The organism is Clostridium lamae, from assembly GCF_033043255.1.
Taxonomy (GTDB): domain Bacteria; phylum Bacillota; class Clostridia; order Clostridiales; family Clostridiaceae; genus Clostridium; species Clostridium lamae.
Genome location: NZ_JASCQJ010000055.1, coordinates 1 through 19,999, shown reverse-complemented (window position 1 = coordinate 19,999; position 19,999 = coordinate 1). Strand labels below are relative to the sequence as shown.

Annotated in this window: 25 protein-coding genes; 2 read left to right on the top strand and 23 right to left on the bottom strand. The window is 26.3% G+C overall.

The annotated features are described in order from the left end of the window. The 6 genes from QK892_RS17075 to QK892_RS17050 all read right to left on the bottom strand — a co-directional run. A partial coding sequence (locus QK892_RS17075; RefSeq protein WP_317274752.1) for a hypothetical protein occupies positions 1 to 374 on the bottom strand: 374 nt, incomplete at its 3' end. Then, a complete protein-coding gene (locus tag QK892_RS17070) occupies positions 371 to 883 on the bottom strand; it encodes a prepilin-type N-terminal cleavage/methylation domain-containing protein (RefSeq protein WP_317274751.1) in 513 nt (170 codons plus the stop codon). The genes QK892_RS17075 and QK892_RS17070, both read right to left, overlap by 4 nt. Beyond that, positions 843 to 1,274, bottom strand: coding sequence for a type II secretion system protein (locus tag QK892_RS17065; RefSeq protein WP_317274750.1), 432 nt, complete (start codon positions 1,272 to 1,274; stop codon positions 843 to 845). The genes QK892_RS17070 and QK892_RS17065 overlap by 41 nt, the downstream gene beginning before the upstream one ends. Continuing rightward, a complete protein-coding gene (locus QK892_RS17060; protein WP_317274749.1) occupies positions 1,271 to 1,762 on the bottom strand; it encodes a type II secretion system protein in 492 nt (163 codons plus the stop codon). Before QK892_RS17060 ends, QK892_RS17065 begins: the two co-directional genes overlap by 4 nt. Continuing rightward, complete coding sequence (locus QK892_RS17055; RefSeq protein WP_317274748.1) at positions 1,762 to 2,814, bottom strand: type II secretion system F family protein; 1,053 nt, start codon at positions 2,812 to 2,814, stop codon at positions 1,762 to 1,764. Before QK892_RS17055 ends, QK892_RS17060 begins: the two co-directional genes overlap by 1 nt. Next, positions 2,789 to 4,171 carry a GspE/PulE family protein gene (locus QK892_RS17050; RefSeq protein ID WP_317274747.1) on the bottom strand — a complete coding sequence of 461 codons (1,383 nt, stop codon included), beginning with the start codon at positions 4,169 to 4,171 and terminating at the stop codon, positions 2,789 to 2,791. Before QK892_RS17050 ends, QK892_RS17055 begins: the two co-directional genes overlap by 26 nt. Before the next feature lie 196 nt (positions 4,172 to 4,367). Between QK892_RS17050 and QK892_RS17045 the strand changes: the two genes are divergently transcribed. Continuing rightward, positions 4,368 to 5,363, top strand: coding sequence for a pyridoxal phosphate-dependent aminotransferase (locus tag QK892_RS17045; protein WP_317274746.1), 996 nt, complete (start codon positions 4,368 to 4,370; stop codon positions 5,361 to 5,363). Between the two features lie 39 nt (positions 5,364 to 5,402). On the opposite strand, the gene QK892_RS17040 is transcribed toward QK892_RS17045, so the two are convergent. The 5 genes from QK892_RS17040 to dapF form a co-directional block, all read right to left on the bottom strand. Beyond that, on the bottom strand, positions 5,403 to 7,058 hold the full coding sequence (locus QK892_RS17040; protein ID WP_317274745.1) for a thiamine pyrophosphate-binding protein: 1,656 nt from the start codon (positions 7,056 to 7,058) through the stop codon (positions 5,403 to 5,405). Continuing rightward, positions 7,043 to 7,483: a hypothetical protein gene (locus QK892_RS17035; RefSeq protein WP_317274744.1), complete on the bottom strand. Its 441-nt coding sequence runs from the start codon at positions 7,481 to 7,483 to the stop codon at positions 7,043 to 7,045. Before QK892_RS17035 ends, QK892_RS17040 begins: the two co-directional genes overlap by 16 nt. Positions 7,484 to 7,567: 84 nt before the next feature. Beyond that, a complete protein-coding gene (locus tag QK892_RS17030; RefSeq protein ID WP_317274743.1) occupies positions 7,568 to 7,945 on the bottom strand; it encodes a hypothetical protein in 378 nt (125 codons plus the stop codon). Positions 7,946 to 8,183: 238 nt separating this feature from the next. Beyond that, positions 8,184 to 9,170, bottom strand: coding sequence for a hypothetical protein (locus QK892_RS17025; RefSeq protein WP_317274742.1), 987 nt, complete (start codon positions 9,168 to 9,170; stop codon positions 8,184 to 8,186). Between the two features lie 10 nt (positions 9,171 to 9,180). Further along, positions 9,181 to 10,002, bottom strand: a complete 822-nt coding sequence (dapF, locus tag QK892_RS17020; RefSeq protein ID WP_317274741.1) for a diaminopimelate epimerase — start codon at positions 10,000 to 10,002, stop codon at positions 9,181 to 9,183. 93 nt (positions 10,003 to 10,095) lie between these two features. Here dapF and QK892_RS17015 point away from each other — a divergent pair, with 93 nt between their 5' ends. Further along, entirely contained in the window at positions 10,096 to 11,844 is a 1,749-nt protein-coding gene (locus tag QK892_RS17015; protein WP_317274740.1) for an Rqc2 family fibronectin-binding protein, read from the top strand. A gap of 28 nt (positions 11,845 to 11,872) precedes the next feature. On the opposite strand, the gene QK892_RS17010 is transcribed toward QK892_RS17015, so the two are convergent. The 12 genes from QK892_RS17010 to QK892_RS16960 form a co-directional block, all read right to left on the bottom strand. Continuing rightward, positions 11,873 to 13,030: a THUMP domain-containing class I SAM-dependent RNA methyltransferase gene (locus tag QK892_RS17010; RefSeq protein ID WP_317274739.1), complete on the bottom strand. Its 1,158-nt coding sequence runs from the start codon at positions 13,028 to 13,030 to the stop codon at positions 11,873 to 11,875. Between the two features lie 13 nt (positions 13,031 to 13,043). Continuing rightward, the gene (gene pyrR, locus QK892_RS17005; RefSeq protein WP_317274738.1) at positions 13,044 to 13,580 is read right to left on the bottom strand and encodes a bifunctional pyr operon transcriptional regulator/uracil phosphoribosyltransferase PyrR; all 537 of its coding nucleotides are present in this window, start codon (positions 13,578 to 13,580) and stop codon (positions 13,044 to 13,046) included. 10 nt (positions 13,581 to 13,590) lie between these two features. Beyond that, positions 13,591 to 14,505, bottom strand: coding sequence for an RluA family pseudouridine synthase (locus tag QK892_RS17000; RefSeq protein WP_317274737.1), 915 nt, complete (start codon positions 14,503 to 14,505; stop codon positions 13,591 to 13,593). Between the two features lie 106 nt (positions 14,506 to 14,611). Continuing rightward, positions 14,612 to 15,208 carry a DivIVA domain-containing protein gene (locus QK892_RS16995; protein ID WP_317274736.1) on the bottom strand — a complete coding sequence of 199 codons (597 nt, stop codon included), beginning with the start codon at positions 15,206 to 15,208 and terminating at the stop codon, positions 14,612 to 14,614. Positions 15,209 to 15,226: 18 nt separating this feature from the next. Continuing rightward, a complete protein-coding gene (locus QK892_RS16990) occupies positions 15,227 to 15,997 on the bottom strand; it encodes a YlmH/Sll1252 family protein (protein ID WP_317274735.1) in 771 nt (256 codons plus the stop codon). Continuing rightward, a complete protein-coding gene (locus QK892_RS18460) occupies positions 15,987 to 16,196 on the bottom strand; it encodes a YggT family protein (protein ID WP_394855048.1) in 210 nt (69 codons plus the stop codon). The genes QK892_RS16990 and QK892_RS18460 overlap by 11 nt, the downstream gene beginning before the upstream one ends. A gap of 60 nt (positions 16,197 to 16,256) precedes the next feature. After that, positions 16,257 to 16,706 carry a cell division protein SepF gene (locus QK892_RS16985; protein WP_317274734.1) on the bottom strand — a complete coding sequence of 150 codons (450 nt, stop codon included), beginning with the start codon at positions 16,704 to 16,706 and terminating at the stop codon, positions 16,257 to 16,259. Next, positions 16,699 to 17,376, bottom strand: a complete 678-nt coding sequence (locus QK892_RS16980) for a YggS family pyridoxal phosphate-dependent enzyme (RefSeq protein ID WP_317274733.1) — start codon at positions 17,374 to 17,376, stop codon at positions 16,699 to 16,701. The genes QK892_RS16985 and QK892_RS16980 overlap by 8 nt, the downstream gene beginning before the upstream one ends. 91 nt (positions 17,377 to 17,467) lie before the next feature. Beyond that, entirely contained in the window at positions 17,468 to 18,205 is a 738-nt protein-coding gene (locus QK892_RS16975; RefSeq protein WP_317274732.1) for a DUF881 domain-containing protein, read from the bottom strand. Further along, complete coding sequence (locus tag QK892_RS16970) at positions 18,206 to 18,556, bottom strand: small basic family protein (protein ID WP_317274731.1); 351 nt, start codon at positions 18,554 to 18,556, stop codon at positions 18,206 to 18,208. A 16-nt stretch (positions 18,557 to 18,572) separates the two neighbouring features. After that, positions 18,573 to 19,289, bottom strand: coding sequence for a DUF881 domain-containing protein (locus QK892_RS16965; RefSeq protein WP_317274730.1), 717 nt, complete (start codon positions 19,287 to 19,289; stop codon positions 18,573 to 18,575). A 13-nt stretch (positions 19,290 to 19,302) separates the two neighbouring features. Beyond that, a partial coding sequence (locus tag QK892_RS16960) for a cell division protein FtsQ/DivIB (protein ID WP_317274729.1) occupies positions 19,303 to 19,999 on the bottom strand: 697 nt, incomplete at its 5' end.

The following is a 19,999-nucleotide window of genomic DNA, read 5'->3' as shown; positions in this document are numbered from 1 at the left end:
ATATCTCCTATGATATTCTTAGTTTTATAATATGTTGGTATCAAAATTCTTTCACTATTATATTCCTTAATCTCAAGTTCATAATATTTATTAGAGTTAGTACTTTTTTTTATTAAATAATAAGAATTTCTTTTCATAATAAGCTTATATTGGCCATCATCATAACTATAATTTTTACTTTTATTTATTTCCTTTAATATAAGTTCCTCCTCAATAGTCAACGTTTTCTTATCACTATATGAATTAAATGTTTTCGATTTAAGATAATTGTAGTTGATCAGATTAATTGAAATGCTTACTATTAAAATAATAAACATAAATACTATTAAGCTTTGTACAAAGGCAAATGCCCTTTTCTTATTTTTTAATTTCATATACAAATAATCCTCTCATCTGTATTTACATTAGTTATTTTCAAATAGTATATATTGCTTTTCTTTATAATTTCAAAACTTAAAACATCTGTCATTAATATATTGACACCCATTTTAAAATTATTTTTATATGTTTCAATAATTATGCTTTTCTTACTAGTATTTAAATATATCTTCTTTTTCTTAATATCAGTTTCGTTATTGTCTATCCTGTAATTAATTACTATTTCTCCACCATTATTTAGAGAATTATCACTAATATCAATAGATTCAATCATACTTGCAGTTAAAAGCCTTTCTAGATTCAAAACTGCATCATCAAAAGGGTCCTGCACTTCAGTGTTATTAAGTAATACTGAGTAGCTTTTAATTATTAAAATAGATGTGTTGATGACTAATGTTAATACTATTAATTGAATTAGCATTGAGATATTTAATTCTATTAATGTAAATCCTAATTTCTTTTTGTTATATATCCATCCAATAAGATTTAATAAATATTCTTTCATCCAAAATCCCCCACTTTGAATTATAAATTGTTATCTTGAACGTGGAAATTTTATATTTTTCTTCTGTTGAATTATCTATTTCTCTTTTTATAACAATTTCATTTCCTCTTTCCAAAGATAAAAGTGAAGTTACTAGTAAGCTATTTAAGATATCCTCTTTATATTTTAAAGATAAACGTCCATTCACAAATGAATTATTAATATCTTCAAAACTTACATTATACTTAATTTCATTTTCTATTGCATAGCTTAACCTATTAGCTTCTTCCTTTTTTTCTCTTAAATCTATAGATTTAGTTGAAATAATAAAAATTTGTGTACAAAGGGTCAAAGCTATTAATAATAACGACATTGACATTATTCCTTCAACTAAAGTACTCCCCTTTTTCATTGTATAATATCTCCTTCTTCGCTATCATTGGGATAACTTCTAATTATATCATTACCTACACTTACAGTTATTTCAATTCTCTTATTATATCCATTTGTAATGGTTATAGTGCCTGCTGATTTAATGAAACCCTCATCATTTATATTATTTTCGTTAGTTTTTATATTACCCGAAGAATTAAAATTACTACCTATATCCATACTATCTTTTAACTTTATTGACTTACTCGTTTCATAAGAGTTATTTGTAACTTCGAATGTTATTGTTTTTCTATCTGCTCCTACAATGATTTTACCTGGCACCTTATTTTTTCTACAATATGACTTTCCAAAACTTAATAATGACTTAACTTCAGTTGCTAAGTTATTTAATTCAATATTTTCAAACTTTTCTCTGAATCTACCAACATTTATTATTGATATAGACGCCAATATAGTTATTATTGATAACACTATAATTAATTCAATTAATGTATAACCCTTTTTCATTAAAAACCTACCTCAAACATTGCTGAAAATAATGGGAGTATAAATATAATTAAAAAGATAATAACAAAACCGCCCATAAATATAACTGATGCTGGTTGTAAAAGTGCTATTCCCCTATTTATCTTCGATATTAGTTTTTTTTCCAAGTAGGAGGATAATGAGTCTAATCTCTCATCTATAGCTCCACCTTCTTCCCCTAACTTTATAATAGATATTGTGTACTTAGAATAATTGCCTGTATTTCCTAAAGTAATAGAAATAGCATCTCCATTTAAGATACCTGAATTTAAGTAACAAAATCTCTCTTTCAAATCTTTATTTTTAAAACTATTAGATGCATATATAAGACCTTCAGATAGGTTAACCCCGCTTCTCAGTATAATTGATAGTAATAAGATAAATGTATATTCAATGAAGTCTTTATAAATAGTAATTTTATTAATTAATAATCTTAATCTGTCTTTAAGATAATACTTACATAAAAACCAAGGTAATAATATAAAATAATTCGCTATATAAACTATAAAAATAATAGGATGTTCTTTAATATAATTAGAAAGATCGTATGAAAGCTTACATATAAATGGCACGTTTCCGCCTAGACTATTAAAGAAATCATATAATATTGGTATTGTAAAAAGCACTATAAAAGCAAATAAACATATAGAAGAAATTATAATTAATAATGGATAGGAAAGAACATTTTTTATTGTAGTATTAATAAAAGTTATTTTATTGCAATATTCTTCTAAGCCTTTTAAAACTTTATATAAGTTTCCACTTTTCTCTCCCATAGAAACCATTCCTATAAAAAAATCTGGATATAAATCATCAAAGATTTTAAAACATTCTTCTAATGATTTTCCTTCCAATATATAATCTTTAGACTTATTAATACTTTCCTTATAACCTTTACTTATAGGTAATTCATTAAGTAAATCCATAATCATAAGCATTGATATTCCCTCTTTATATAACATTGCTATATTTCCAGATATTAATGCTAAGTCATTATAATTAATCTTTTTATATAATAATTTTATTTTTATCATAATTTAAATCCTCTTCTAACAAAAAATTATTATAATCTCCATAAGATATTAACCCATTTTCAAGTAGTACTCTAAGATTTACTATCATTTCATCGTTACTAAGCTCCTTTATTTCCTGGAAAATATTTGTAATTAATTTCTTAACTTTTTCTTCCATATAAACTACAGAACTAACTGATTTTCTTCCTTTATATCCAGAGTAATTGCAATAACTACACCCGTTTGATTTATAAAGAACAACTTCTTTACCATTAAAACTAATCTTTTTATCAACTATCTTGCACTTTGTACATAGTATCCTAACTAGTCTTTGAGAAATTATTCCTATCAAAGAATCTCTTATTAAATATGATTTGACTCCCATATCTTCTAGTCTAAAATAGACTTCCTTAGGGGTTTTAGTATGTATTGTAGAGTACACTTTATGGCCTGTCAATGATGCCGTAACCGCCATGGTTGCGGTTTCTTCATCTCTTATTTCCCCAATCATAATTACATCTGGATCTTGTCTTAAAATGCTTCTAAGCCCAGTCGAAAATGTTATATTAGCCTTCCTATTTAATCCCACTTGATTTATTCCCTCTATTAAAACTTCTACAGGGTCCTCTAAAGTAGTTATATTAATTTCTTTCTTGTTTATTTCTTTTAAAATTGAATATAACGTCGTAGATTTTCCACTACCAGTTGGACCATTAACTAAAACTAATCCATTTTTAGTGGATATCATTTTATTTAATTTTTCCCTTTGATAGTCACTCATATTTATTTGACTAATATCATGTTCAAAAATTTCTCCATATAAAATTCTAATTACTAATTTTTCTCCATATACAATAGGTATTGTTGATAGCCTTAAATCATAATCTTTTTCATCTACTTTTATAAACGCTTTCCCATCTTGTGGCCTTCGTTTTTCAGTTATGTCCATATTCCCTATAATCTTTATCTTTGATAATAGTTTCTGATATTCTTCAATTTTAATTTTTGTAAAAGGAACTAAAATACCATCTATTCTTATTCTAATAAAAACATCTGCTTTTTGAGGCTCAAAATGTATATCAGAAGCTTTTTCTACTATCGCTTTAGATAACATTATTTCTAAAAAATTTTCCTTTTCCCCTAGGAAAGCCTTATATATTAAGTCCTCTATATCTTCGGCTTTCATTTCCTTGATGTTAACTTTCTTATTGAAAATAAATTCTATTTCATCTTTATTTTCTAATATTTCCTTACATGATAATACTACTAGGCTATCCCCTTGTGTTTTTATTGGTAAAATGCAATATTCTGTAACTTTATTAATTCCTAATCTTCTAACAATATCTAAATTAATTTCAAACAAATTTATTTTATACATCTAAAATCACCATTTTAATTTATGTCCACTAAAAAACTTTTTATACATATTTTCTAATTACTAGCAACAAAAAACTTAAAGAAATTATTTTAAATTCGATAATATATAAGGGATTATTTGGTATTCTTATTTTTTCATACTAAACCTAACAAAAATTATTTTTAAACTAACGATTAATTAAAAGGAGTGACACTATATGGATAAAATAATTAAGATGGATGCAAATGAAAATCCAATAAAACATAAAATTAACATAGGAGAAATTGTACAAGGAATTAATCCAAGACTATATCCTGACGTAACTTGTAGCAAAATAATAAATAAAATAGCAAGCTTCTATAATATTTCTTCTTCTGAAGTGGTTTGCACAAATGGATCAGATATGCTTATAAAAATAATAACATCTTCATTAGTAAAGCCTGGGAATACTATTATTATGCCTAATATTGCTTTCCCCACTTATGAGATAGCTGCTAAACTTTACAGATATTCTTATTACTTAAGCCCATTAAAAAACTATGGAATTGATTTAGATGATATAATTCAAAACATAGATGAAACAACTTCACTAATATGGATATCTAATCCTCATAATCCAACTGGTACTCTGTTACCATATCGAGAAATTATAGATTTTTTAAATAAAGTTCCTTCACATATAAACGTAGTTTTAGATGAGGCTTATGCTGAATATGTAGATGGCATGTTATTAGAAAGTCTTGATTTAAGAAAGAAATATCCAAATTTAATTATTATTAGAACCTTATCAAAAGCTTATGGACTTGCTGGTGCTAGAATTGGGTATGGAATTGCTGAAACTAATATAATTAATAAAATAAAAGAATTTATTGGCCCATTTGATTTAAACAGCTACGCTCAAGAATTAGGTGTTCAAGTAATTGGCGAACAAGATTATGTTAATGATGTTAGAGAATATACTAAAAATGAAATGAATAAAATAGAAAATCATTGTAAAAAATGTAAAATAGAATATATAAAAAGTTATGCTAATTTTATTATGATAAAAACAAAGGATAATCCCGATAAATTAGAAAAAATATTGTTTGATCGAGGATTGAAAATAAAAAATGGCAAATACATAGGTCTTCCTGGCTGGATAAGAGTTTCTATAAATAAATCATATTATAACGATATTCTAATTAAAACATTAGTTAATAACCAAATAGAATAGAACAAAAAAAGAGCTGACCGACAGCTCTTTTTTTACTTATTATTTATCTGTTTGCTTTGCAATTGCTTTAAATCTATCACACTCACCAGATTCTTCTGTTCCATAAGTAACTAATTCTACTACTATAGGCTCATTACAGTTATGTAACTCTGAACTTATATTTTCTAATTCTTCTAATACATTAATTTGGTATGACTTTATCCCCATAGATTCACTTATCTTTGCTATACTAACTCTATTAAAATGTATGCTTGGAATTGTTCTACCAAATACAAACGATTGTCCTTTATCTACATAATTATATTTTGCATTATTAATTATGAAATATATTATCGGTAAATTATACTCTTTAGCAGTTAATAATTCCATTCCATTCATATAATAAGAACCATCTCCTACTATAACAGCGTACTTATTTGTTTTTCCAGATAATGCTGCTCCAACTACCCCACCTATAGAATGTCCCATAGAGCCATAATTCAAGCTAGATACAAATTTAGATTCAATTGGTAATTGTAAGTATTTAAAAGTATGATTCATAAACTCACCAATATCACATAAGTATGTTGTGCTTTTATTTAGTATATTTGGTAATGTTTCTAATACTCTTCTTATTGAAATACCATCATGATTATTAATATATTGTTTATTTAATTCTGATTTATCAAATATATATTTTTCTTTCAAGTCTTTTTCTTTAACATTATTATTTATTATTTGAATTGCATCTTTTAAATTATATAGGACAGGTAGTTTATTCTCCACACTATTTCTATTTAATATTTCAACATCATGATCTATTTGTATGATGGTTCTATTCTTATAAAAATTTTCATCAAAATTCTGTGTGGCACTTTCCCCTAATGAAGAACCTAATACTAAAATAGTTTCTATATCTTTTGACTTAATATAATTATTAGCAAAATCACTAGAATAGAAACCAAAATTACCTATATATAAAGGATTTATATGATTCACATTACTTTTCCCTTGAGGAGTTGTCATTACATACCAACCTAATTTTTCTGATAAATAATCTATCTCGTTGTTAAGGTCTTTTGCTCCATGTCCAACTAATATAAGTCCTTTCTCTGTATTATTTAGTTTATCTATAGCAATCTTAATACTTTCATCATCATTTATTATTTCATTTTCATTTGTTTCTATCTCACTATTGGTATATCCTTCATCATATGTTTTCATAGGTAAATCCATAGGTATTGATATATGTACTGGTCCACACGGCTTTGTAGTTGCTAGTTTAATTGCTAATTTCAATTCTTTAATTATTTCTTTATCATTTAAAATAGTTTTACTATACTTAGTAATGCTTTTTGTTATATTTGTTGTTTCTAATTCTTGAACACACCCTTTTCCTCTGCTTTGTGTCGTGGTATTACCTGTAATAATCAGCATTGGAAGTTTGTTAACATAAGCATCTGCAATACCATTTAACCCATTAGTAGCACCTACTCCACCGGATAAAATACTTACTCCTAACTTACCTGATAAATCTGAATATCTTGCTGCAGAATATGTTGCACCAGACTCTGATTTAGTAACTATAAGTTTCATATTATAATCTTCTATACAATCATATATATATCCTGTATTTCCAGAAGGAACTCCATATATATACTCAACTCCTAGAATTTCCAATTCTTTTAATATTTGTTGTCCTATTGTTCTATACATAGTATCATCTCCTTAATATAATTTTCATTATCTTTTACTATTTCAATTATTTCATTTTTATCTTTCTCACTATATGTATAGTACTTTGAAAAAATAGGCATTGTAACGAACCCTATAATAGTCTCATTATCTTCTATTGGAATTAAGTTTGTTGATTTTATTCCAAACTTTAACAAACAATTTGGATCATTTTCTTTAACTCTTTCAACGAATATAGGTTTTCTATATAGAATCATTTCTGATAAATACTTATCTTCATCAATTCTCATTTTTCTATCTTCATGAAACTTTTTCCACTCTTCAACTGTTATATCTGTGTTTCTCTTCCAAAAAGGATATAAAAAATTACCTTTTATAATATGTATACCTATATCTTCAAAATAAGGTTTGCTTTTTAATTTATCTATTAATTCTGTGAAATTCATAATTTTCTCTCTCCATATTCATTGTTCTAACAAAATACCTCCATGATTAAAATATCAAAAAAAAATAGGAAAAATCCTATTTTTTTATTTAATTAATTCATTTAAATCTGATACAAAATTTAAAGTATCTAAAAATCCAGTTGGATCTTGTCTTTTAATTTGCATTAATGCTGTTTTAGCAACAGGCATCACCATATGCTTCTTCAAAAATGGAGTAGATCTATATAACTCTGTCATTTCTCCAATTAATTCATTTACATCTTGGAATGATGTTTTAAGTTCGAATGTATTTATTACTAACTCCATAGTTCTTGTAGGCAATTGTCTTGTAATATCCTTAAAATCCTTTATGTAATTCTTTGCATCTTCTGCTTTAAATAGTCCTTTTCCAGATACAACAAAAAAATTCCCTTTCTCTTCCATACTATAGCTTGATAATTCACCTTTTCTTTCAATTTTCATAAAAAAATCCTCCTTAAATTCACTTTTCTTATTAATATTTATATACAACATAGTTCTATATTCACGAGGATATCCTTGCAAATATTTCCTTTATATTCTTAATATCGACATTATTATTGTTTTATTTAGTATTTTTATAGAATTTTTTTCTATATCTTATAAATATCTAATTATATTTTAATATTTTTAAAATCTTTTATAATAAAAAAAGGACATTTATAATATATTATAAATATCCTTAATGATAGTTTATAAAGTAATATTTGCCTTCATTGTCGCTTAATCTGCTTATAGCTCCATCAGTACAAATATATACTCTTTCTGTATTTGGCTCATCTCCACCAATAAACAATATATTTCCATCGGAATCTTTTGATAATCCTTTTTCAAGATTTATAATTTTAGGAAAATCATAAACTAATCTTTTAATTTTCCCTTCATTATATTCATATAATGAATAATTATTATTCTCCATTCTACCTATTATATACATTTTATCTTGTGTATATTCTACATCACTTAAATCAACTACATTTTCAATTATTTCACTCAGTTCTCCGTCTTTATTAATAAATTTTAGAATTTTATCTTTACCTTCCTTTTCTTGTAAAAATACAACTCCATTATCTAGAACTTTTAAATATTCAATATATCCTGAGTCTAATTTATATATTAATTTTTCTTCATTATTAGATATATTATAAATAAATAATCCATTATTCTTTTCATCATCAATCCCATAATAAATCAAGGTATCTTCACTATACCAATCAATTAATTCCCCTGATATTGCGACTTTACTATCTATATTAATTAATTCATCTAATTTAAGATCCTTTATTTTAAGGTCTAAATATATATCTTTAACAAAATAACTTAAATAATGTCCTCCAGGTGATAATTTAGGTGATAAAATAGTATTTGATTCATCTATTACAGTTCTTTCCCCTAAATAATCTATTTTGAACTCTCCATCTTCACTGAATATATAATTTTTACTTTCTGAATCATATGAAGTAATTATATTATCAGTTTCTAAATTTTCATACTCGCCATTATTTAAATTATATATTTTATAATTACCATTATTTTCAATAGCAATTGCTCCATTATTTATCTCTATCTTTTTGATTTCCTCAGTTTGTTTCTTACATCCATACATTGTATTAATTAATAAGAAAATAAAGCTTAAAAGGATAACCTTATTTCTTCTATTATTATTCATTTTCTACCCCTTAATATAATAATTCTCCCTTACATATAAACTTTGCTTCACCAATCATATATACATTTTCATCCTCAAGTTCAACTTCTAATCTTCCTCCTAAAGTAAGTACTTTCACTTTATTTGAGCATATCCCAAGCTTATTTAAAGCTACAACTGACGCACAGCAGCCTGTTCCACAGGCTAAAGTTGCACCTGCTCCTCTCTCCCATGTTTGTACTTCTATATTATATTCATCAATTATATTTACTATATTGACATTTGTTCCTTCAATAAATAAATCATACTTCTCTATTATTTTACCATCTTCAATAGAATATTCATTTTTATCATTAATCAATATTGTATGAGGTACCCCCATTAATAGACTAGTAACTTTATAGCATTTATTATTGATTATAATTTCTTCATTTATTAAATTATCTTTACCACTTAATAATATATCTTCACCTATGAAGCTTGCTTTTCCCATATTAACTCTTACTAAAGTAACTTCATTATTATTAATATTTAAATTAACATATTTAATTCCATCACCTGTTTCAATTGTGATCTCTTCTTTGTTAATTTTCTTAAATTCATATAAATATTTTGCAAAGCACCTTATTGCATTTCCACACATATTTGCCCTAGAACCATCACTATTAATAATCACCATCTTTGCATCCGCAACATTCGAATTTCTTATTATCACTAATCCATCAGCTCCAACGCCGAATCTTCTATTACAAACTTGCTTTGCAATTTCTAATTCCTTATCAATTAATAATTCGTTAATATCCTCTATTATAATAAAATCATTGCCTAATCCTTGCATTTTTATAAAATTCATAAAATCCCTCCTTTTAGTTTATATGCCATTGATAAAATTAACTATTAAATGTTATACTATCCTTATGTTATTACCAAAGAAAGGATGATACTTATGGCTTTTGATGGTATCTACTTATATAGTTTAGTACATGATTTAAAAAAATCAATATTAAATTGTAAAATAGATAAAATTAATCAACCAGAAAAAGATGAAGTAATTTTAACTTTACGAAAGGATAGAGAAAATATTAAGTTATTAATATCTGCTTCTTCAAAATTCCCAAGAATTCATTTAACTAATATAAGCAAGCCAAATCCGCTACAAGCACCTATGTTTACCATGGTAATGAGAAAATATCTAATTGGTGGTAGAATAACTGATATCACTCAACTAAATGGTGATAGAGTTATTCAATTGCATGTTGAAGCTACTGATGAGTTAGGCTTTGATAGTAAATATATTATAATAGTTGAAATTATGGGTAGACATAGTAATATCACACTTGTCAGAGAAAGAGACAATAAAATTATGGAATGTATAAAACATATATCTTCTGATATAAATACATATAGAGTTTTATATCCAGGAATAAACTATGTTTATCCTCCATGCTCTAACAAGTTAGATCCATTTAATTTCTCATTAGATGATTTTAATTTATTTTTTGAAAAAAATAATTTATCTATAGATGAATTTATTTTTACAAACCTATTCACAGGTGTTGGAAAACCCTTATCTAGAAGTTTATATATTAATTTGATACAAGTTAATGATACCATAAATAATTATAAAATTTTTAACTTCTTTAAAAATTTTATAGAAAATATCAATAATAACTTTTCATATAAAATATATACAGAAGATGATGTATTTAAAGATTTTCATTGTATTGATTTAGACCTATATAAAAATGAATATAATGAACTAAAATTTAAAAATCCACATATTCTGCTAGATGAATTTTTTACTATAAAGGACAAACAAGATAGATTACTTAGTAGAAGTATAGATTTACAGAGATTAGTTACTACCAATATAGATAGATGTAATAATAAATCAAAAAAATTAAATACCATTTTAAAAGAGTGTAGCGAAAAACTTCAATATAAAATATATGGTGATTTATTGACATCATACATTTATATGATTAATAAAGGACAGAAAGAAATACAATTGCTAAACTTTTATAATGAAAATGAAGAAGAATATATTACAATAAAATTAGATGAAAATAAATCTCCATCTGAAAATATACAAAGCTTTTATAAAAAATATAATAAACTAAAAAAATCAGAAGAATCTGCCCTTGAACAACTTGAAAAAAATCAAGATGAGTTAGATTACTTAAATTCAGTACTGACTAATATATTAAATTGCGAAAATTACCTTGAAATAGATGATATCAAAAAAGAATTAGTTGAAACTGGATACTTAAAGTTTAGAGGAGTTCCTAAAAAAAATAAGAAAGATAAACCTTCTAAACCTATCCATTTAATTTCTTCTGATGGAATTGATATTTATATTGGAAAAAACAATATTCAAAATGATTATTTAACCTTAAAATTTGCTAATAAAAATCATCTATGGCTTCACACAAAAAATATACCTGGATCACATGTAATTCTTTGTAGTGATAAGCCGACTGATACGGCTATCGAGGAAGCAGCAATACTTGCCGCTTATTATAGCAAAGCTAAAAATTCTACTAAGGTTCCAGTAGATTATACCTTAGTTAAAAATATAAAGAAACCTAATGGTGCAAAGCCTGGTATGGTTATTTATCATACTAATTATACAATTTATACTGAGCCAAGTTATTATAATAAACTTAAATTCCAAGATAATAAAATATTAAAATAATAATGGAGCTGCATTACACAGCTCCATTTTATATGTGATTTATAAGCATATCTCCAGGATTTTTTATTAGTTCATTATCAAAATACTGGTAGTAATAGCATTTTAACTTTCCATTGTATAACTTTCTATTTTTACTTGATTTAATCCCAAAAGGAACTTCAAATTTTTCATAAGAAGTTAAAATATTATAATCCCAATTTATAAATTTTCTTTTATATTTACCAAATGTCTTATAAAGTTCTTCAACTTCTTTTTTCTCGCCTAATCTTTCCCCGTATGGTGGATTTGATATAATAAATCCGTATTTATCACTATTAGAAAAGTCATTAAAATCTCTTCTATGGAATTCTATATATTTTGATACTCCTGCTTTCTCAGCATTACTTCTTGCTACCTTTAGTATTCTTCCATCTATATCATATCCTAAAAGTTTAATATCTTTATTTTTTATAGCTCTTTCTGCACCCTCTCTAACTTGCTCAAAGATATCTTCATCCATCGTTGGCCATGTTTCACATGTAAATGATCTACATAATCCAGGAGCTATATTCTGCATAATCATAGCTGCTTCAATTAGTATAGTACCAGAGCCACAAAATGGATCTATTAAAGTAAAATCTTCCTTCCATCTAGAAATTAAAACCATAGCAGCGGCTAAAGTTTCTTTTAATGGTGCTGCTCCTGCCTCTTCTCTATAACCTCTTTTATGAAGACCAGGTCCTGATGTATCAATGGTTAAGGTCACGATATCTTTTAATATAGATACCTCTATTTTGTATAAAGGTCCATCTTCCACAAAATGAGTTACACCATATGAATTTGTCATGCTATCAACTATGGCTTTCTTTACGATAGATTGACAATCTGGAACACTATGTAATGTTGACTTTACAGATTTTCCATTTACATGCATAAATCCATCAACAGGAATTATTTCACTCCATTTTATATTCTTAGTTCCTTGAAATAATTCTTCGAAACTTCTAGCTTCAAATTCCCCCATTTTTATTAAAATTCTATCTGCTGTTCTTAAATGAATATTAGCTATTGCTATATCCATTTCATCTCCTTGAAAATGTACTTTGCCATTTTCAGTTCTTAAATTTTCATACCCTAAGGCTTTTAATTCTTTTGCTGTAATACCTTCTAATCCAAAGGTAGTTGTCGCAATTAAATCATATTCCATTTCTTTCTCCTTACTATCCTTCGTATATTTTAACAGAATCATTTCCATCTATTTCTTTTATTTCCACAGAAACAACTTCGCTTTTAGAAGTTGGAATGTTTTTACCTACATAATCTGCTCTTATAGGTAATTCTTTATGTCCCCTGTCAATTAATACCGCTAGCTGTATTAAACCCGGTCTTCCAGAATCAACTATAGCATCTATTGCAGCTCTTACAGTTCTACAAGTGTACAAAACATCATCAACTAATATAACTTTCTTTCCAATTATTTCAACACCTAAATTCGCATTATTAACCCTAGGAGCATTATTTATTTCAGTTATATCATCTCTGTATAATGTTATATCTACCGCACCTACTGGCACATTAATGCCTTCAATGTTCTTTATATTTTCTGCAATTCTTTGAGCTATAGGATATCCCCTTCTTTTTATACCTACTAAGACTATATTTTCAACACCCTTATTTTTTTCTATTATTTCATGAGATATTCTTATTAACGTTCTCTTTATGGCTTTATCATCTAATAAATTAGCTTTTAATTTCATTTTATCACCTCTATTTTCTTAATAAATCTAATAAATCTAAATAATACTTTGGTAATTCAGAATCAAATTCTATATACTCTTTAGATCTAGGATGTATAAAACCTAATGTCTTAGCATGTAAAACCTGACCTTGTAATTTAAACTTTTGTTTTTTATTTCCATATAAAGGGTCACCAACTAGCGGATGTCCAATTGAAGCCATATGAACTCTTATTTGATGAGTTCTACCTGTTTCTAAAATACATTTTACTAATGAAGTATTATTATTATACTGTTCTAATACTATGTAATGTGTAACAGCTCTTTTACCATCTTCAACTATAGACATTCTCAATCTGTCTTTCTTATTTCTACCAAGTGGTTTATCAATAGTACCTTCTAAGTTTTTAAACTTGCCTTCTACTAAAGCATAATATTCTCTTTTTATGGTATGTTCTTTAAATTGCTCGGCTAAAATATTATGAGCATCATCATTTTTAGCAATTACAAGTATGCCAGATGTATCTTTATCTATTCTATGGACTATACCTGGTCTTATAACACCATTTATACCAGACAAATCCTTACAGTGATATAGTAATCCATTTACTAAAGTCCCTGAATAATTCCCAGGTGCTGGATGAACGACTACTCCCTGTGGCTTGTTTAATACTATTACGTCTTTATCTTCATAAATAATATTTAAGTCAATTTTTTCTGGTTTTACATCTAATTCTACAGGCTCAGGCATAACCACTTCTATTGCATCATTTTCTTTTAGTTTGTAATTACTTTTAATTTCTTTATTGTTTACTTTTACAGAGTGTGACTCTATTATACCTTGAATAAAGGATCTAGATTTTCCTTCTATACTATTAGATAAATATGTATCTATTCTAGTACCTATATCATTTTCATTAGTTATTTTAAAAAACAATTTATCCATTAATTTATCTCCACATTTTTAATTCTTTACATATTATAATATATCAAAACTCTACACTCAATAGAGAAATTGGATTAAAATAAAAAAATCCGCTTTAAACGGATTTTTATTCTGCATGTGCAAAAAAACTTTTTATTTCATCCATATCTTCAGTATAAACCTCATTGATTTCTTCTATGTTTTTATGAGATATTTCTGTATTACCCTTACTAACTAACTTTTCTACTGGTTCAGATACGTTGTAATTCTTAGTTAAGTCCTTCTCTAATTCATCGAAAGTTTCAGTTTGAGCATTCATAAAGTTTCTAAACTTTGCTCTAAATTTTATAAACTCTTGTTTTACTTTTTCATATTCATCATTAATTGATACAACATCATTATGTGCTTTATCTAATATCTTTTTAGCTGCTTCATTAGCATTTTTAAGAATCATGTCTGATTCCTTTTGAGAACTTGCTCTTGCTTGTTCTGCTGCATTTTGCGCTAACAATAAAGTGTTTTGTATAGTATTTTCAATCTTTACATAGTGCTCTAACTTTTCATTTACCCTAGATAAATTTTCTTTAAGTCTTGAATTTTCTTTATATAATTCTTCATAATTTTCTATGATTTCATTAATAAATTCATCGACCTCTTCACAATCATAGCCTCTAAAACCCTTCTTAAATTCCTTGTTGCTTATATCCATTGGAGTAAGCTTCATAAAAATCACCTCTACATATTATATATATTTTTTTATTACAATTCTTTGTTTTCCACTTCTTGTTTTACCAATTGTATCTCCAACTATATACTTCCCATAACCTCTTATCGTCAATCTGGTACCTTTTAAAAGCTCTTGACTTTTGTCTTTCGATTTAATATAATTCACCAAAACCTTGCTGCTATCTAATAATTCTATTGCTTTAGATCTAGAAACATTTGCAAGCTTTGCAACAACACTATCTAATCGTAATGATTGCACATTAACTAAAATTTCTTCAAAATCTATAGATGGCAAATCTTCTATATTATTAAGAAGATTAATTTCTACAGGTGATCTTCCAATAGAAGATAAATTATTTATAATATAACTACTTATATCCTCTACAATAGGAACATAAGCCTTCTCTTCTTTTACTACTATATCTCCAATTTTATTTCTTTCTATTCCTAAAGATAAAATTGCTCCTAAATAATCCTTATGTTTTAAAGCAGAAAAATTAGATTTATTTTTAATCTCTAATATTTCTATAGGATAACTTATATCATAGTTATTGTTGAATGCTATCATCCTTCTTTCTGCTTCTTCAAAAATTCCATTAGTAACTATTTTAAAATCATTAATTTGACAGTTTTTTTCAAAAAAACTCCATATATTTGGAGAGCAAAAGCTATTTGAAAAAATAGTTATATCTTTTTCATATGCTAATTTATAATTTTCATATATCTTTACAGCCTCATTTACATCATCTTCCGAAAAACTTTTTAAAAAATACTCTTTACTTAGCATTAAGAAACATCCTTATATAAGATAATATCATTACTGCAAATAAAGGTGAAAAATCAAGTATATTATTCTTAAAAATCTTATTCTGCAGAATTTTGAATGGTTTCAAAATCGGGTAGTTAAATGATGTAATTGCGTTAAAAAATACATTGCCTTTCATAGTAGGAAATACAGATATTATTACTTCTAACAAAATAGTTATTTCTAATACTATAGTTAATAATCTTATTACTACTAAAACTACTTCTATCTAAATCTCCTCCTACTTATTCCAATTGAATAAAGCCTTAGAACTTAATTCATTTTTAAGTTCACTTGTAACTTCAACATTAGATGGTGATAATAAATAAACTCTTTGTTCTATTTCTTGTAAAGTTGCACCTAAAACATAGCAAGATCCACTAATAAAGTCTACTAGTCTTTGTGCTACTTTAGTTTCTAAAGTAGTAGCATTTACTAAAACAATTTTTCTTGCTTTAATAGCATCTGCAATTTCTCTAGCATCATCATAATTAGTTGGTTTAGTTACCATGACCTTAGCTGTAGATGATGTATGAATATTAACTACTTTATTTCCTTTTTGCTTAGAAATAATCGGTTCAATTTCTTCTTGAACTTCTTCATCTATTTCTGTTTCTTCATAATCATCAAACTCGTCTTCATACTCTCCAAGCCCTATTATTTCTTTAAACTTTCCAAACATATTACCCATTTGTCATTCCTCCTACTATATTTCTTTTTCCAAAAATACCTTCACCAATTCTTATTAAATTAGATCCTTCTTCTAGAGCTGTCTCAAAATCATTAGTCATCCCCATTGATAAGAATTCCATTTTTATATTTTTATATTGTTTTATACTTAAGTCATTAAATAGAATTCTCATTTTTTTAAAGTAGTATCTATTTTCTTCTACATTCCCTTTAGGGATTATAGCCATTAATCCTTTTATCTTAATATATTTGCATTTTTCTATTTCAAAAATAAAATCTTCTAAATCTTCTTCAAAAATTCCTCCCTTACTCTCCTCTTTTCCAATATTGATTTGAATTAAAAGATTAGCTACTGAATTTTTTTTAGAAAATTCCTCTTCTATTTTTTTCAAAAGCTTTTTACTTGATAAGGAATGAATTAAATATACCTTATCAACTAGATATTTTACTTTGTTGGTTTGCAAATTACCTATAAAGTGCCATCTTATATCATTAGGTAAAGACTCTTCTTTATCAATAAGTTCTTGTACTTTATTTTCCCCAAAGTCTCTATGCCCTAATTCGTAAGCTTTTTTTATATCTTCTATAGGCTTTGTCTTTGATACAGCAACTAATGTAATATCTTTAGCTATATTTTTTTTAATTCTATTTAAATTTTCTTCAATATTCACTGTATATCCTCCTAAAGAAGCTTGTTTACATAATGTATTTATTCTCCAAAAAAACTTAAAATCCTTCAAAATTTAAATTTTTTTTAAAAATTTATTTAGATTCATATCTTTCCATATATTTAGCTTCTGTATTTTGCTTTGTTGCAGGCAGAATTATTTCATCCTTTACTTCTATTTCTACTTTAATTTTTCTTAATAATAATTTTTGAATAATACTATTTTCTGCTAATAATGCTGCTTTCATCTCTTCTGGATTTCCTATTACATAAATATAAAATGGAGCGAAAGTACTTGATTCATCTTCAAAACCTATAAATGCCCAATAGCAACTAACACCAGTATTAGGTAATACCCTATGATCGTCTATTGCTATAGCTTGCGCTCCTGCATTCCTTATGTCGTTTAACACAAGTGCCATATCATCTTCATGGAGCATTTTTCGTAAAATTTCATATTCAGTGTCTAATAATGTATTTTTATCTCCATCTTGCAACTTGATTATTAATCCAGGCCCTTTTATTCCAGTAATGCCACTTAATGCTCCATACTCAACTAATTGATTCTTCATATCTTCAACAAGTTTCTCGCTTTTTTTAGGATCATTATCATCATACTTACTTATTTGATATCTATAATCTATATTTTCACTTTTAATATTTTCTATATCTTTGTAAAGTTGATTTCTTTCCTCAACTGCTTTTTTATAATCTACTGCATTTAAAGTAGATATATTTTTTGTAACTGCACTTAAGTCAATACTATTTATAATTAAAAATCCAGTAAAAATTGATGCTAATAAAATAAAAATTTTCCCTTTATTAACCTTCATTTATTCACCACTTTTATAAGCCTTTAACCTTTCAATTAATAATCTTCTTATAACAGCAAAGTTATCAAAAATTCTACCTCCAAATACTATGACTGCCGCAATATACATAGGTATTCCAAGTTTGTCACCTAAATAGGCTAGACCTGCTGCTAAAATCGCATTACCAAAAAAACCTGAAATAAAGATATCCGCTTTAAAATTTTTAGATAAAGACGCTCTTACCGCTCCAAAAACTGAATCTAAACAAGCGAGTATCGCTACAGATATATATGAAGATAGGGTTTCTGGTATATTTACATGTAGTGTTAATCCTAAGAGTACACCTATTAAAAGTCCTATAAATGCTATCATATTAATCCCCTTTCTTCTAATTTACAGTTTTAATATACTCATTCTTCAATGATTGAGTTGTTTTATTTATTATAATTTCATCACTTTCTTTTACTTCACAATAATAATTTTGTAAAGCACCATAATCTAGCACACCTTGAAAGTTAGCTGCTACACTTAGTGCTTGCTTATCTCCTATTGCTTTTATTGTAATTTTTTCCTTTGGATCTACTTTCCCTGCTGTACCTATCCAAATCCAATTGCTAGAATTTTTAATTCCTGTTTGTGGTGTTAATCTATAGTCATTTATTGATATTGCCTCCGCCTTAATATATCTTAACGAATTAACTATATGAACTATTTCATCTTCAGTTATAATTCTAGATGTATCACTGCTAGACCCAAAGATATTTGATTTTGGAGTTATTGTTATTACTATTCCAGTACCTTTAACATCTACTAACCCTAAATTCATTCTTGCGTTATCTAATTGTTTTTTAATTTCTGCTTCAACTGTTCCTTCTTCAGCTGCTTTCTCTTCTAATTGTTTCAATTCATCAGATAAAGAACTATTAACTTTTAATAGTTCCTCTTTTTCTTTTTTTAAATCTTCTATTTCCGATAATATATCTAAGTTTTGATTAGAGATATTTGTTTGATTTTTTTCATTTAATATTTTAAATTGATGCGCCAATAAGAATCCTAAAAATGCACAAACAATTGCCAATAATATCTGAGATGTAATTTTTTTCATATAACTCCCCTTTCTACTGTTCTTCCATTATTACAGGTGGTCCATTAAAACTAAAATCTATGTATCCTTTTTTAACAGTTCCTTGCTCTATAAGATTTAAAGCTGTATTTACCTTATTTAACAAGTCAGAACTATCTCCTAATATTATTTCTACATTTCCTATATTGCAACTAATATTATTTAAATCCAAAATATTAATTTCTGATATCCTTAGTTCTTCGGGGATGACTTCTATCATTTTGTAGAATGTGTCTAAGACTTCCTCTAATTTACTATCCTCTGCTACTTTATTACCTATCGATTTATCTGATACATCAATACCAGAAAGCTTGGTTAAATTCCTATCTCCAATACTATCTATTTCTTCCACAATTATACCTTCATTATTTATAGTTTTTATTTTATTATCGCTAGTAAAATAAAAAGCTATTTTATTTTCAACTATATTAATATTTATACTATTAATGCCTTTTTTATTTATTTTTATTTGATTAATATAAGGATTTTCCTTTAAATCTTTTTCAATCTTGTTATAATCAATGGTGAAAATATTCTGTCCTATATTATATTTTAGCTTTTCCTGTAAACTTTCATTAGATAGTGTAACTAATCCTGTAAGATTAATCTTTTTAAGATTAAAAATTGGAGCTTTATATATAAAAATTATTATCCCAATTATAAAAACAAATAATCCAAGTAACATCCTTTTT